The sequence below is a fragment of the Kosakonia sp. CCTCC M2018092 genome, assembly GCF_003864115.1.
GTDB lineage: Bacteria > Pseudomonadota > Gammaproteobacteria > Enterobacterales > Enterobacteriaceae > Kosakonia > Kosakonia cowanii.
On sequence record NZ_CP034225.1, the window covers coordinates 2841817 to 2855028 of the forward strand.

Consider the following 13212-nt stretch of genomic DNA (forward strand, 5'->3'; position numbering starts at 1 on the left):
GGGACAGAGTCAAAAATTGAATACACAATCGCGTTCGCGTTCGCCGCTGGTTGAGCTGGCCGGTCTGCGCAAAAGCTTTGATGGCAAAACGGTAATCTCCGATTTCAATCTCACCATTAATAACGGCGAATTTCTTACGCTGCTCGGCCCTTCCGGCTGCGGTAAAACCACGGTTCTGCGCCTGATTGCCGGGCTTGAGAGTGTCGATGTTGGCCATATCCAGTTAGATAACCAGGATATTACCGACGTTCCGGCGGAACATCGCCACGTGAACACCGTTTTTCAAAGTTACGCCCTCTTCCCGCACATGACCGTGTTTGAAAACGTGGCGTTTGGCCTGCGGATGCAAAAGACGCCAGCGGCCGAGATTACTCCGCGCGTCACCGAGGCGCTGCGTATGGTGCAGCTTGACGAGTTCGCCCAGCGTAAACCGCACCAGCTCTCCGGCGGCCAGCAGCAGCGCGTCGCCATCGCCCGCGCGGTGGTCAATAAACCGCGTTTACTGCTGCTGGATGAGTCCCTCTCCGCGCTCGATTACAAGCTGCGTAAGCAGATGCAGAACGAACTGAAAGCGCTACAGCGTAAACTCGGTATCACCTTCGTCTTTGTGACCCACGATCAGGAAGAAGCCCTGACGATGTCCGATCGCATCGTGGTGATGCGCAACGGGCGCATCGAGCAGGACGGCACGCCGCGCGAGATCTACGAAGAGCCGAAAAACCTGTTTGTCGCCAGCTTTATCGGCGAAATCAACATTTTCAACGCCACGGTGATTGAGCGTCTCGACGAGAGCCGCGTGCGTGCCAACGTTGAAGGTCGCGAGTGCAATATTTACGTCAACTTCCCGGTAGAGAGTGGTCAGCAACTCAATGTGTTGCTGCGCCCGGAGGATCTGCGCGTCGAAGAGATCAACGATATCGCCGAGGTTGAAGGGCTGATTGGCTACGTGCGCGAGCGCAACTACAAAGGCATGACGCTGGAGTCGATGGTTGAGCTGGAAAACGGCAAGATGGTGATGGTCAGCGAGTTCTTCAACGAAGACGATCCCGACTTTGACCACTCGCTGGATCAGAAGATGGCCATCAACTGGGTCGAGAGCTGGGAGGTCGTGCTGGCTGATGAAGAGCACAAGTAAATTCCAGAAAGCGGTGATCGCAACCATCGTCGGCTGGCTGGTGCTGTTTGTCTTCCTGCCGAACCTGATGATCATCGCCACCAGCTTCCTGACCCGCGACGACGCCAACTTCGTTAAGCTGGTCTTCACGCTGGATAACTACGCGCGGCTGCTCGATCCGCTCTACTTCGATGTGCTGCTGCACTCGCTGAATATGGCGCTGATTGCCACCTTCGCCTGCCTGCTGCTCGGCTATCCGTTCGCCTGGTTTCTGGCAAAGCTTCCGGCGAACGTGCGCCCGCTGCTGCTCTTTTTGCTGATTGTCCCCTTCTGGACCAACTCGCTGATCCGTATCTATGGGCTGAAGATCTTCCTCAGCACCAAAGGCTACCTCAACGAGTTCCTGCTCTGGCTGGGGGTGATCGATACGCCAATCCGCATCATGTTTACGCCGGGTGCAGTGATTATCGGCCTGGTCTATATCCTGCTGCCGTTTATGGTGATGCCGCTCTACTCCAGCATTGAGAAGCTCGACAAACCGCTGCTGGAAGCGGCGAAAGATCTCGGTGCCAGCAAGCTGCAAACCTTTCTGCGCATTATTATTCCGCTGACCATGCCGGGGATTATCGCCGGTTGCCTGCTGGTGATGCTGCCGGCCATGGGGCTGTTCTATGTCTCGGACTTAATGGGCGGGGCGAAAAACCTGCTGATCGGCAACGTCATCAAGAGCCAGTTCCTCAATATCCGCGACTGGCCGTTCGGCTCCGCGACCAGTATCACTCTGACGCTGGTAATGGGGCTGATGCTGCTGGTTTACTGGCGCGCCGCGCGTCTGCTGAACAAAAAGGTGGAGCTGGAATGATCGGTCGTCTCTTCAGAGGCGGTTTTATGGCCGCCATTTACGCTTACCTCTATATTCCGATCATCATCCTGATCGTGAACTCCTTTAACAGTTCGCGCTTCGGCATCAACTGGCAGGGCTTTTCGACCAAGTGGTACGGCCTGCTGATGAATAACGACAGCTTGTTGCAGGCGGCGCAGCACTCACTGACCATGGCGGTGTTATCCGCCACCTTCGCGACGCTTATCGGCGCGCTGACGGCAGTGGCGCTTTACCGCTACCGCTTTCGCGGCAAGCCATTTGTCAGCGGCATGCTGTTTGTGGTGATGATGTCGCCGGATATCGTAATGGCCATCTCCCTGCTGGTGCTGTTTATGCTGCTCGGCGTGCAGCTCGGCTTTATGTCGCTGCTCTTCTCGCATATCACTTTCTGCCTGCCCTTTGTGGTGGTAACGGTCTTTTCGCGCCTGAAAGGGTTCGATGTGCGGATGCTGGAAGCGGCGAAAGATCTCGGTGCCAGCGAGTTCACCATCCTGCGCAAAATTATCCTGCCGCTGGCGATGCCTGCCGTGGCAGCGGGCTGGCTGCTCAGCTTTACCCTGTCGATGGATGACGTCGTGGTCTCCTCGTTTGTTACCGGGCCGGGGTATGAGATTTTACCGCTGAAAATTTATTCGATGGTCAAAGTGGGCGTCTCGCCGGAAGTGAACGCGCTGGCCACGATTCTGTTAGTGCTGTCGCTGGTGCTGGTGATCGCCAGCCAGCTGATTGCTCGCGATACGACGAAAGCTAAGAGGACATCTTAATGAAAAAATGGTCACGCCACCTGCTCGCCGCAGGCGCGCTCGCCTTCGGTATCAGCGCCGCGCACGCGGATGATAACAAAACGATCTACTTCTATAACTGGACCGAGTATGTGCCGCCAGGCCTGCTGGAGCAGTTCACCAAAGAGACCGGCATCAAAGTGATCTACTCGACCTACGAGTCGAATGAGACGATGTACGCCAAGCTGAAAACCTATAAAGAGGGGGCCTACGATCTGGTGGTGCCGTCCACCTACTTTGTCGACAAAATGCGCAAAGAGGGGATGATTCAGAAGATCGATAAGTCGAAGCTGACCAACTTCCACAACCTCGATCCGCAGATGCTCAACAAGCCCTTCGACCCGAGCAACGACTACTCGATTCCCTACATCTGGGGCGCAACGGCGATTGGCATCAATAGCGACGCGATCGATCCGAAAAGCGTCACCAGCTGGGCCGATTTGTGGAAACCGGAATATAAAAGCAGCCTGCTGCTGACGGATGATGCGCGTGAAGTGTTCCAGATGGCGCTGCGCAAGCTCGGCTACTCCGGTAACACCACCGATCCGAAAGAGATTGAAGCGGCCTATAAAGAGCTGCAAAAACTGATGCCGAACGTCGCCGCCTTCAACTCCGATAACCCGGCTAACCCCTATATGGAGGGGGAAGTGAACCTTGGGATGGTGTGGAATGGTTCCGCCTTCGTCGCGCGCGAAGCGGGCACGCCGCTGGAGGTGGTGTGGCCTAAAGAGGGCGGTATCTTCTGGATGGACAGCCTTGCTATTCCGGCGAACGCGAAAAACGTCGACGGTGCGCTGAAGCTGATTAACTTCCTGCTGCGCCCGGAGATCGCCAAACAGGTGGCGGAAACTATCGGCTACCCGACGCCGAACCTTGCCGCACGTAAGTTGCTGAAGCCAGAAGTGGCTAATGACAAATCCCTCTACCCGGATGCGGAAACCATCAGCAAGGGCGAGTGGCAAAATGACGTTGGCAGCGCCAGCGCGTTGTATGAAGAGTATTATCAGAAGCTAAAAGCCGGTCGTTAAGACCGCAGATCGCCAGCCGGTGCGGCACTTTTCGCACCGGCTGGCGATAAAAAACCCGCCGCTGTCGTTGTGTATCCGCGCGACTGCACTAGAGTCAATGGATGTCCGGTTAATAAGGGATACCGATGCTCGTCTTATGGAACACGCTGATCACGCTTGCCACCGTCGCCGCGATGGAGATTATCGCCACGCTTGCGCATAAATATGTCATGCATGGCTGGGGATGGGGCTGGCACCGCTCGCACCACGAGCCGCGAACCGGCGCGTTTGAAGTCAACGATCTCTATGCCGTGGTTTTCGCCCTGCTGGCAATTGTGCTGATCGCCCTCGGCACCGCCGGTTTCTGGCCGTTGCAGTGGATTGGCGCAGGCATGACGCTGTATGGCGCGCTCTACTTTATGGTGCATGACGGGCTGGTGCATCAGCGCTGGCCGTTTCGCTACGTGCCGCGCCGCGGCTACCTGAAACGCCTCTATATGGCGCACCGCCTGCACCACGCGGTGCGTGGCAAAGCCGACTGTGTGTCGTTTGGTTTTCTCTATGCCCCGCCGGTTGAGGATCTGCAACAGACCCTGCGCCAGCGCAAACGGGCGGAGCATGAGCAGAAGGTCAGCGCGCGCGAGGACGCTGCCACAGGTGAGCAGGACGCGGCGCAGGCCGCGACAGACGGGAAGTAAGCGCCATCCCCGCCCCTTTCGCCAGTAAGCCGAGCTTCTCGGCCTTGCTGGTGCCCTGCCGCTGTTCCCACGCTGCCGCTCCGGCGGCCATCACTTTAATGCCAATCTGCCGGTAGACGCCGTGCGCGGCGGCAATCGCCCACGCCGAGCGCAACGGCAGACCGTGCAACCCGGCTTTTGCCGAGGCGTAATAGGGTTCAGCGGCCATCACCAGCCTGCGTGCCAGCCGTGCGATATGTTGCCGTTTCGCCGGGTCGGCAATCTCTCTGGCCGTCATCCCCTCCTCCGCCAGCCACTGCGCAGGCAGATAACAGCGCCCATTTTCCGCATCTTCAACAATGTCGCGGGCAATATTAGTTAACTGGAACGCCAGCCCTAAATCGCAGGCGCGATCGAGCACCGCCTCATCGCGCACGCCCATGATCCACGCCATCATCAGGCCAACCACGCCCGCGACGTGATAACAGTAGCGCAGCGTATCGTCAAAGGTCTGGTAGTGGGTCTCGCGCACGTCCATCGCGAAACCCTCAAGGTGCGCAAAGGCGAGATGCGCGGGCATTTCATGCTGCGTGACCACCTCCTGGAAAGCGGCAAACGCCGGTTCGCTCATCGCTTCGCCATCGAAGGCACGCTGCGTCTCAACGCGCAGCATCTCAAGGCGCGCCAGCGCGCTCGCCTGCTGTGGCAGCGCAGTGCGAAAGCCAAGCTCCTGCTCATCAATCACATCATCGCAGTAGCGGCACCAGGCATAGAGCATCAGCGCGCTGCGGCGCGTGGCGGGATCAAACAGCTTCGAGGCGGTGGCAAAACTTTTCGAGCCGACGGTAATCGTCTCCGTCGCATGGCTCATTAACGCATCATTCATCCGCAGAGCGCCTCGACCATCAGCCCCGCCGTCGCTTTCGCCGAACCAATCACGCCAGGAATGCCCGCGCCAGGGTGAGTCCCTGCGCCAACGAGGTAGAGGTTGTCGATCTCGCTATCGCGGTTATGGGGTCGGAACCAGGCGCTCTGGCGCAGGATCGGCTCCACGGAGAAGGCGGAACCCAGGTGCGCGCTAAGCTGATCGCGGAAATCGATCGGGGTAAACATGCGCTCGGTGACCAGTTGGTCGCGCAGGCCGGGCATATAGTGCTGCTCGAGGTAGGCAAAGATGCGATCGCGCAGGCGCGGCCCTTCGACGGCCCAGTCGATCTTCGCTGTGCCAAGGTGCGGCACCGGCGCAAGGACGTAGTAGCTGCCGCAGCCGGGCGGTGCCAGCGAGGGATCGGTAACGCAGGGCGCGTGCAGGTAGAGGGAAAAGTCCTCCGCCAGCGCTTCGCCGTGGAAAATCTCTTCAATCAACTCTTTATAGCGCGGCCCGAAGCAGACGGTGTGGTGCGCCAGCTGATCGTGGTGGTGATTGAGACCAAAATAGAGCACAAACAGCGAGTTGCTCATGCGCTTACGCTTCAGCGAAGCGGCGCGTTTCGCCCCGGTCGGATGGTGGCCGAGCAGCTTCTCGTAGGTGTGCACCACATCGGCATTCGACGCCACCGCGGCGGCGGCAATACGGCGGCCATCTTTTAACTCGACGCCGGTAATACGTTTACCCTCTGCCTCGAGCTTGCTCACTTCGGCATTCAGCTCCAGCGTGCCGCCGAGATCTTCAAACAGCTTCACCATTCCCTGCACCAGCGCCCCGGTGCCGCCGCGGGCAAACCAGACGCCCCACTCCCGCTCCAGGGCGTGGATCAGCGTATAGATCGACGAAGTGGCAAAGGGGTTACCGCCCACCAGCAGCGAGTGGAAAGAGAACGCCTGGCGCAGGTGCTCATCTTCAATAAATTTGGAGACCATGCTGTAGACGCTGCGCCACGCCTGCAAGCGCATCAGCTGTGGGCCAGCGCGCAGCATATCGCGGAAGGATAAGAACGGGACGGTGCCGAGCTTCAGGTAACCCTCTTTAAATACCGCTTTTGAGTAGTCGAGAAAACGGCGATAGCCCTCGACGTCGCGCTCGTTAAAGCGGCGGATCTGCGCTTCAAGTCGCGCCTGATCGTTATCGTAATCAAACACCTTCCCCTGCTCCCAGCAGAGGCGATAGAACGGCGTCACCGGCAGCAGATCGACGTAATCCGCCATCTTTTTACCCGCAAGGGTAAAGAGTTCTTCAATGGCGCTGGGATCGGTAATCACCGTTGGCCCGGCGTCAAAGGTAAAGCCTTGATCCTGATAGACATAGGCGCGGCCGCCCGGCTTGTCGCGCTGCTCCAGCAGCACGGTCGGCACGCCCGCCGCCTGCAGGCGAATGGCTAACGCCAGCCCGCCAAATCCGGCCCCGATGACGATGGTTTTATTCATGATTGAAGGCTCGCAGTCCAGGTGTGTGTTTAAGTACGGCGCGCATGGCTTCGCCCACCGGTACCGGCGGTTTTCCTGTCAGGATCCGCGCTTTATCAAAAAAGGTGAGTCTGTCGGCGTAGAACCGGGCGATCAGCGCCGGGTTGAGGCCATAAAAGCGCTGCATCACCTGCCAGCGCGCACTTGCGTCACCCGCCAGAAACAGCATGCGGTTGAGCATGCGGTAGAAGCGCTGCTGACGCCAGACGCGCTCAGCGTAGTGCTTGATCAGGGTAAAGAGTTTGTCGCCCGCAGGCACCGGCTGCTCAGCGATAAGATCCGCCAGCGCCACAGCGTGCGGCAGGGAGTAACCTGTAGTGGCGTGAAACAGCCCGGCGCGCAGGCCGCTACAGGGTTGCGGCGCGCGCGATTGCCAGAAGGCGCGGATATCGCCATCCAGCGTGATGGGCAGGTTGCCCTGCTCTTCACGCACCAGCGTTGTTAGCCTCCAGCCCTGCTGGCGCGCGTAATCCGCAATATGCTGGCGCGCCTCATCGCCGCTGAGAGTGGGCCGGTCAATATAGTGGGTATCTTCGATCAGCACCTCGCGCGCCGAGAGCGGCAAGGTGTAGACAAAACGGTACCCGTCCGCCTGGCTGACGGTGGCATCCATCAAAATCGGCTGCTGAAGCTGGTGCGGCTCGGCAAGCTGCCAGTGCTGGCCGAGGAAGGATTGAAAGCCGGGCGTCAGATGGGCATCCGGCAGATAGCCGCGCCCGTCGATCACCGCCCCGGCGTGCAGCGTTTCGCCGTTTTCAAGGATGACGCTCTGCGGGGTCAGGCTCGCCACCGGCGTATCGGTTAACAGCGCAGCGCCGAGGGTGTCGGTAATTTTCTGCGCGAAGTGCCCGGAGCTGATGCTGAGATAGCCGCCCTCCAGCGTGCGCTGGCGCGCCGGAAAACGCACTTCGTACCCCGGCCAGCGGTGGCTGACCAGCGGAGCTATCCAGCGGTGCTGTGCCTCCGTCAGATCCGCCTGATGGAAAGACCAGGTGTGATTGCCGCCCGGCTGCGCGCCCGCTTCAACCATCAGCAGGCGCAGATCGGGCCGGGCATGGTGCAGACGCCAGGCGATAAGGCCGTTCGCCAGCCCGCCGCCGACGAGGATCAGATCCCAGCGCTCGCTCATAGCGCACCCGCCATCACCGGCTGTCCGGTGTTCAGCGCCTGCTCAACAATCTGCGCGGCGCGCGGCGCACCGCCCGCGTGCTGCAACGGTTGCTGCATCGCAGCAAGCTTGATGGCGTAACTGTTATCTGCCAGCAGCGCGCGCAGGTTTTTCTCCACCCGCGCGCTACTGGCAAAGCGTGACACCCGGCGACCAATCTGGTGGTACTCCACCCGCGCCGCGACGCCGGGCTGATCGAAAGCCAGCGGGATCACCAGAATCGGTGTGGTGCTATTGATGGCGTCCATCACGGTATTCATGCCGCCGTGGGTGACCACCACATCGGCGTCGCGCATCACCGCCGTCTGATCGGCAAAGTCGGTCACTTCCGCCCCGCGGGCGATCAGCTTCTCAACCTGGCGCGCGTTCAGCCCGCCGCAGTGGGCAATCAGTAAGCGGACATTCATGCGCCGACAGGCACGGGCGATGGTGCGAAACAGCCGGTAGCGGTGCCCCTGCAAGGTGCCGAGGGAGGCAAAAATCAGCGGGCGTTCAGCGCCAGAGTGATTATGCGACGTAATCTCCTGCGGCTGGCGCAGCGGCCCGACCGCATGAAACCAGGCGGGAAGCTGGCGCGGGAAATCGAAGCAGGCCAGCGTCTGGCTGACCTGCGCCAGCGGCGAGAGGCACTCATGCATCGCGTTACGCGCAGGCAGCCCAAAGCGGCGCGCATGCCGGGCGATCACCGCATTCTGCCGCGCCATTACCTTGTCATAAACCTGGGTGCTGGCGCGGTAGAGTTTTTTGCGCCGCTCGCCGGGTGCGTAGTGAAAAGGCATCACCGGCAGCGGGATAGTTTCATCCCGGTTAACCGGCAGCGCGCAGGCGACAGAGACAAACGGCAAGCCCAGCGACTCTGCCACCAGCCCACCGGCAGGCTCCATCTGATCGACAATCACCCCGTCGACGCCAAGCTGCGCCAGTACCGCAGGCAGCGCGTGGCAGAGCATATCGGTGGTGCTTGCCAGATCGTTTATCAGGCGAATGATGCCCGGCCCTGCGGGATGGGCCATCAGGCGTAAAGTGCGTTGCAGGCGGGCGGGCGGATGGCTCTTTTCGCCGACCGCGCAAAAGCCGATGCGCGGATCCTGCAATAACTGCTGCGCCCCGGCCTGATTAACAAAGGTGATGCGGTGTCCGCGCGCGATAAGCGCCTGTGCCAGCGCTTCCAGCGCGCGCATATGGCTATAGAGCGGCGGTGAGATCACAGCATAGTGGCTCATGCTTCACGCACCAGCGTCGCCTGGCGTAGCGCCTCCAGGTTAGCGCTGCCGGTGCAGAAACAGGCGACACGAAGTTGATCGATCACCACCTGGAAGTGGGCGGCGACGGTTTCGCATGAGACAGTAGCACTACCGAGCACGGCCGCAGCCTGGCCTACCAGCGAGGCACCCAGCCGCAGCGCTTTCGCCGCGTCGATACCGTTCGCAATGCCGCCAGAGGCGATAAGCGGCATCTCCGGCATCGCCTGTTGCAGGTCGGTCAGCGCCTGCGCGGTCGGAATACCCCAGTTGGCAAAGGCCATTGCCACGGCGCGATGATGAGCCTGCGCGGCGCGCTCGCCCTCCACCGCCGCCCAGCTGGTGCCGCCTGCCCCGGCGACATCAAGCATCGCCACACCGGCCTCACTCAACTGGCGCGCGACATTGACGGATAACCCGGCTCCCACCTCTTTAACTACCACCGGGACGGGAAGTGCCGCCACGGTTTTCTCAATCGCTGCCAGCACGCCGCGCCAGTCGCGATCGCCGCCGCTCTGCAGGGCTTCCTGGAGTGGATTGAGGTGAATAATCAGCGCGTCGGCTTCAATCATCTCCACCGCGCGCCGCGCGTAATCGACGCCCTCAGGCCCGGCAATCTGCGCCGCACCGAGGTTTGAGAGCAGCGCGATATCCGGCGCCAGCTGGCGCAGTTCACGGGTTAAGCCTGAATTCTCTTTGCTCTCCAGCGCCACGCGCTGTGAGCCGACCCCCATCGCCAGACCAAGCTGTTGCGCAGCCTGCGCAAGATGGCGGTTGATCATCGCCGCACGGCTTGCACCGCCGGTCATGGAACTGATCAACAGCGGCGCGCGCAGGGTTTTGCCAAACAGCGTGCAGCCAAGATCGATCTCATCCAGATGCAGCTCCGGCATCGCACAGTGTTCAAAACGCCACTGCTCAAAACCGGTGGTGCGTTTCATGGCGCTGTGTGGGCTGTTAAGGACGATATCGAGGTGATCGTTTTTACGTTTCGCCAGATCCTTCATGTGCTAGCACCCCGGCAGCGTCGTCGCCCGGCTTTCGCCAAACAGCGTCATCTGTTTATCAAACCAGGCGCGCATAAAGCGGCGCGTGGAGACGCCGCGCGGGCAGGCGTTGGCAAGGTGTTCATCGGCGCTACGCAGATGGTCGCTCAGGCGCTGATGCACAACCTCCGCGCCGAGCATCGCCACCAGCGTCGATTTGCCATCATCTTTATTGAGATCTTTCCCGGTGCCATTCAGCCCGTCAGTGAGATCGTCCATCAGCTGGAACGCCTGGCCGAGATCGAGGGCAAAACAGCGCAGCCGCTCGCGCACCTGCGGCGTCGACTCGGCGGCAATCGCCGCCATTTGCAGCGTGGCATCAAACAAGCGGCTGGTTTTTAACTCATTGGTCAACTGGATAGCTTCCGGGCTACGCGCCTTGTCGCCCTCATGCAGATCGAGAAACTGCCCCTGCACCAGCCCCTGTAGTCCCACGGCGGTGGAGAGTTCCGCGACGGATGCCGCTTTGCAGGCGGCCGATAACCCCTGCGCCTCTGCCACCACGCCAAAAGCGCGGCTCAGCAACGCAACGGCGGCCAGAATGGCGACGTTTTCACCATACTGGCGATGAATGGTTGGGCGTCCACGGCGCAGCGCGGCGTTATCCATACAGGGGATATCGTCCAGCATCAGCGAGGCGGCATGCACCATTTCGACGGCACAGGCGAGATCGAGCAGCCCACGCTGGTCAACCTCGCAGCCGAGATCGTGCGCGGCCAGCATCAGCAGCAGCGGGCGCACACGCTTGCCCGCCACCAGGGTGCCTTCGCGCATCGCGCTGTAGATCTGATCCTGCTGCGCACCGGCGGGTAACAGGTGATCGAGGCGTTGTTGCAGCGCGTCGCGTAGGGTCTGCAATTGGGCGTCGTGGTTGAGATTCATCGTGGCTGTCCCTCGTTATCCTTAAAGCGATGGCCGGGTAAATAAGTCAGAGCGTGAGGGCAGCGGTTAGCCTGCTGCGCTCGTCGGAGTGCGTAAAAAACTCCGCGCAGCCTGGGCGCTAATCTCTGCGGTGTCGTATTGGCAAAGCGTAGCGTAGATTGGGACATTTGCTCCGTAACGAGCGAATTCATAAGAATTTTTACATTATTACAACATAGCCGCCCGGTCAACCTTGCGCGACCGGGCGAGGCGCTTATAACCCTTTCAGCAGCTTGTCGACGTAAGCCGGAACAACCTCGCTTGCCAGCCCATACTGCTTCTCTTCAAACTCGCTGCCGACCTGGCTCGGTTCGAGGTTGAGTTCAACAGTATGCGCGCCGTGCAGCTTCGCCTCGTGGACAAACCCGGCGGCGGGGTAGACATGCCCGGAAGTCCCAATGGCGATAAAGAGATCCGCCATCGCCAGCGCGCTGTAGATCTCATCCATGCCGAGCGGCATTTCGCCAAACCACACCACGTGCGGGCGCAGCGGCGCGGGGAACTGGCAGCAGTGGCACTTATCCTCTTCGGTGACATCGCCGGTCCACTCCAGCACCTGCCCGCTCTGCGAACAGCGCACTTTCAGCAGCTCGCCATGCATATGGATAATGTGCTGATTCCCGGCGCGCTCGTGCAGGTTGTCGATATTCTGCGTGATCAGCAAAAAGCGATCGCCCAGCGCCTCTTCCAGCTTCGCCAGCGCCAGATGCGCGGCGTTCGGCGCGATCTCCGGCAGCTGTAACTGGCGGCGGCGATCGTTATAGAAGCGCTGCACCAGCTGCGGATTACGGGCGAAACCTTCCGGCGTCGCCACATCTTCCACATGATGCTCTTCCCATAGCCCGTCCGCAGCGCGGAAGGTTCGGATACCGGATTCAGCGGAGATCCCCGCCCCGGTTAAGACAACAACTCTCGGTTTTTCCATTACGTCATGCACCATTATGTCGCGGAAAAAAATTCGCTGGCGTAAGCGCTCGCGCAGGCGGCGCTTGTTGCGGCGAAAACGGCTGAGACGATGTGAACGTCGCGATTGCATGGGCATCCTCTCAGGAGTGGTCTGCAAGGTGAAGGAAGGCCGCGCCGCGCATACCTCCCGCGTCGCCGTGGCGCGCGCGTTCGATACGGGGAACGTCGCCGGCCGGTAACAGGTGTGGCGCGATGCGATCCGGCAGCAGCCGGGTCAGCGCGCTGAAGTTGGATAATCCGCCGCCAATCACTATCAGATCCGGGTCGATAATCGTCAAAATATTGCCAAGGCAGACCGCCAGCAAATCGACGTAGCGCTCAACGTGCGCCCGCGCGTTTGCCTCGCCCTGCTCCCAGCGCGCGATAATTTCCGGCGCTGTCAGAGTCTGATGATAGAAGTGTTGGTAGAGCCACGCAAAACCGCGACCGGAGAGATAGTTCTCAATACAGCCGATATTGCCGCAGCCGCAGCGCAGAAGGGGAAAATCAAAACCCATCAGGGAGAGTGCATCGACGGGCAGGCGAATATGGCCAAATTCGCCGGTGATAAAGCGCCGCCCGGGGATCGATTTGCCGTTAAATACCAGCCCGCCGCCGACGCCGGTGCCGAGGATCAGCCCCATCACCAGCGGATAGCGGCGAAACTCCTCATCCCAGGCTTCTGAAAGGGTAAAACAGTTGGCATCGTTATCGATACGCACGTCGCGATCGAGCAGATGACTGAGATCGCGGCGCAACGCCTGCCCGCTGGCGGCGGGCAGATTGGCGGCGTAGAGCGTGCCATCGGCGGTTTTCGGGATCCCCGGAATGCCAATGCCGACGCTGCCCTTCACGCCGCTGCGGCGATCGGCTTCCGCCACCAGCGCGGCGATAGCCTGCAGAAAGGCGTCGTAACTTTCGTGGGGCGTGGCAATACGCGTTTCCCACTGCAACCGCCGCCCGGCGTCAAAGAGGCCGAGCGCGATTTTACTGCCGCCAATATCAAACCCGTAGTGCATTGCCAC

The 13212-nt window shown here is 60.5% G+C and carries 13 protein-coding genes; 5 read left to right on the top strand and 8 right to left on the bottom strand.

The features are described 5' to 3' along the window. The first annotated feature begins 16 nt into the window (after nucleotides 1–16). From potA to EH164_RS13615, 5 genes are all read left to right on the top strand, one after another. Nucleotides 17–1135 carry a spermidine/putrescine ABC transporter ATP-binding protein PotA gene (potA, locus tag EH164_RS13595; protein ID WP_042717563.1) on the top strand — a complete coding sequence of 373 codons (1119 nt, stop codon included), beginning with the start codon at nucleotides 17–19 and terminating at the stop codon, nucleotides 1133–1135. Then, on the top strand, nucleotides 1119–1976 hold the full coding sequence (gene potB / locus EH164_RS13600; RefSeq protein WP_023481604.1) for a spermidine/putrescine ABC transporter permease PotB: 858 nt from the start codon (nucleotides 1119–1121) through the stop codon (nucleotides 1974–1976). Before potA ends, potB begins: the two co-directional genes overlap by 17 nt. After that, nucleotides 1973–2761 (top strand): spermidine/putrescine ABC transporter permease PotC, encoded by a 789-nt coding sequence (gene potC / locus EH164_RS13605; RefSeq protein WP_023481287.1) that lies wholly within the window; start codon nucleotides 1973–1975, stop codon nucleotides 2759–2761. The genes potB and potC overlap by 4 nt, the downstream gene beginning before the upstream one ends. Next, complete coding sequence (gene potD / locus EH164_RS13610) at nucleotides 2761–3807, top strand: spermidine/putrescine ABC transporter substrate-binding protein PotD (RefSeq protein ID WP_124968616.1); 1047 nt, start codon at nucleotides 2761–2763, stop codon at nucleotides 3805–3807. The genes potC and potD overlap by 1 nt, the downstream gene beginning before the upstream one ends. A 125-nt stretch (nucleotides 3808–3932) precedes the next feature. Then, the gene (locus EH164_RS13615) at nucleotides 3933–4484 is read left to right on the top strand and encodes a sterol desaturase family protein (RefSeq protein WP_124968618.1); all 552 of its coding nucleotides are present in this window, start codon (nucleotides 3933–3935) and stop codon (nucleotides 4482–4484) included. Here EH164_RS13615 and crtB read toward each other — a convergent pair. The 8 genes from crtB to nagK all read right to left on the bottom strand — a co-directional run bounded on the left by crtB (nucleotide 4417) and on the right by nagK (nucleotide 13206). After that, nucleotides 4417–5349, bottom strand: a complete 933-nt coding sequence (gene crtB, locus EH164_RS13620) for a 15-cis-phytoene synthase CrtB (RefSeq protein ID WP_124968620.1) — start codon at nucleotides 5347–5349, stop codon at nucleotides 4417–4419. The two genes, EH164_RS13615 and crtB, sit on opposite strands and share 68 nt — an antisense overlap. Next, the gene (locus tag EH164_RS13625; RefSeq protein ID WP_124968622.1) at nucleotides 5346–6827 is read right to left on the bottom strand and encodes a phytoene desaturase; all 1482 of its coding nucleotides are present in this window, start codon (nucleotides 6825–6827) and stop codon (nucleotides 5346–5348) included. The genes crtB and EH164_RS13625 overlap by 4 nt, the downstream gene beginning before the upstream one ends. Then, nucleotides 6820–7995 (bottom strand): lycopene beta-cyclase CrtY, encoded by a 1176-nt coding sequence (gene crtY, locus EH164_RS13630; protein ID WP_124968624.1) that lies wholly within the window; start codon nucleotides 7993–7995, stop codon nucleotides 6820–6822. Before crtY ends, EH164_RS13625 begins: the two co-directional genes overlap by 8 nt. Next, on the bottom strand, nucleotides 7992–9257 hold the full coding sequence (locus EH164_RS13635) for a glycosyltransferase (RefSeq protein WP_124968626.1): 1266 nt from the start codon (nucleotides 9255–9257) through the stop codon (nucleotides 7992–7994). The genes crtY and EH164_RS13635 overlap by 4 nt, the downstream gene beginning before the upstream one ends. Then, entirely contained in the window at nucleotides 9254–10282 is a 1029-nt protein-coding gene (gene fni / locus EH164_RS13640; protein WP_124968628.1) for a type 2 isopentenyl-diphosphate Delta-isomerase, read from the bottom strand. The genes EH164_RS13635 and fni overlap by 4 nt, the downstream gene beginning before the upstream one ends. A gap of 3 nt (nucleotides 10283–10285) precedes the next feature. Further along, complete coding sequence (locus tag EH164_RS13645) at nucleotides 10286–11203, bottom strand: polyprenyl synthetase family protein (RefSeq protein ID WP_124968630.1); 918 nt, start codon at nucleotides 11201–11203, stop codon at nucleotides 10286–10288. Between the two features lie 253 nt (nucleotides 11204–11456). Further along, nucleotides 11457–12278 carry a Sir2 family NAD+-dependent deacetylase gene (gene cobB, locus EH164_RS13650; RefSeq protein WP_124968631.1) on the bottom strand — a complete coding sequence of 274 codons (822 nt, stop codon included), beginning with the start codon at nucleotides 12276–12278 and terminating at the stop codon, nucleotides 11457–11459. A 10-nt stretch (nucleotides 12279–12288) separates the two neighbouring features. After that, nucleotides 12289–13206, bottom strand: a complete 918-nt coding sequence (gene nagK, locus EH164_RS13655) for an N-acetylglucosamine kinase (protein WP_124968633.1) — start codon at nucleotides 13204–13206, stop codon at nucleotides 12289–12291. Nucleotides 13207–13212: the final 6 nt, after the last annotated feature.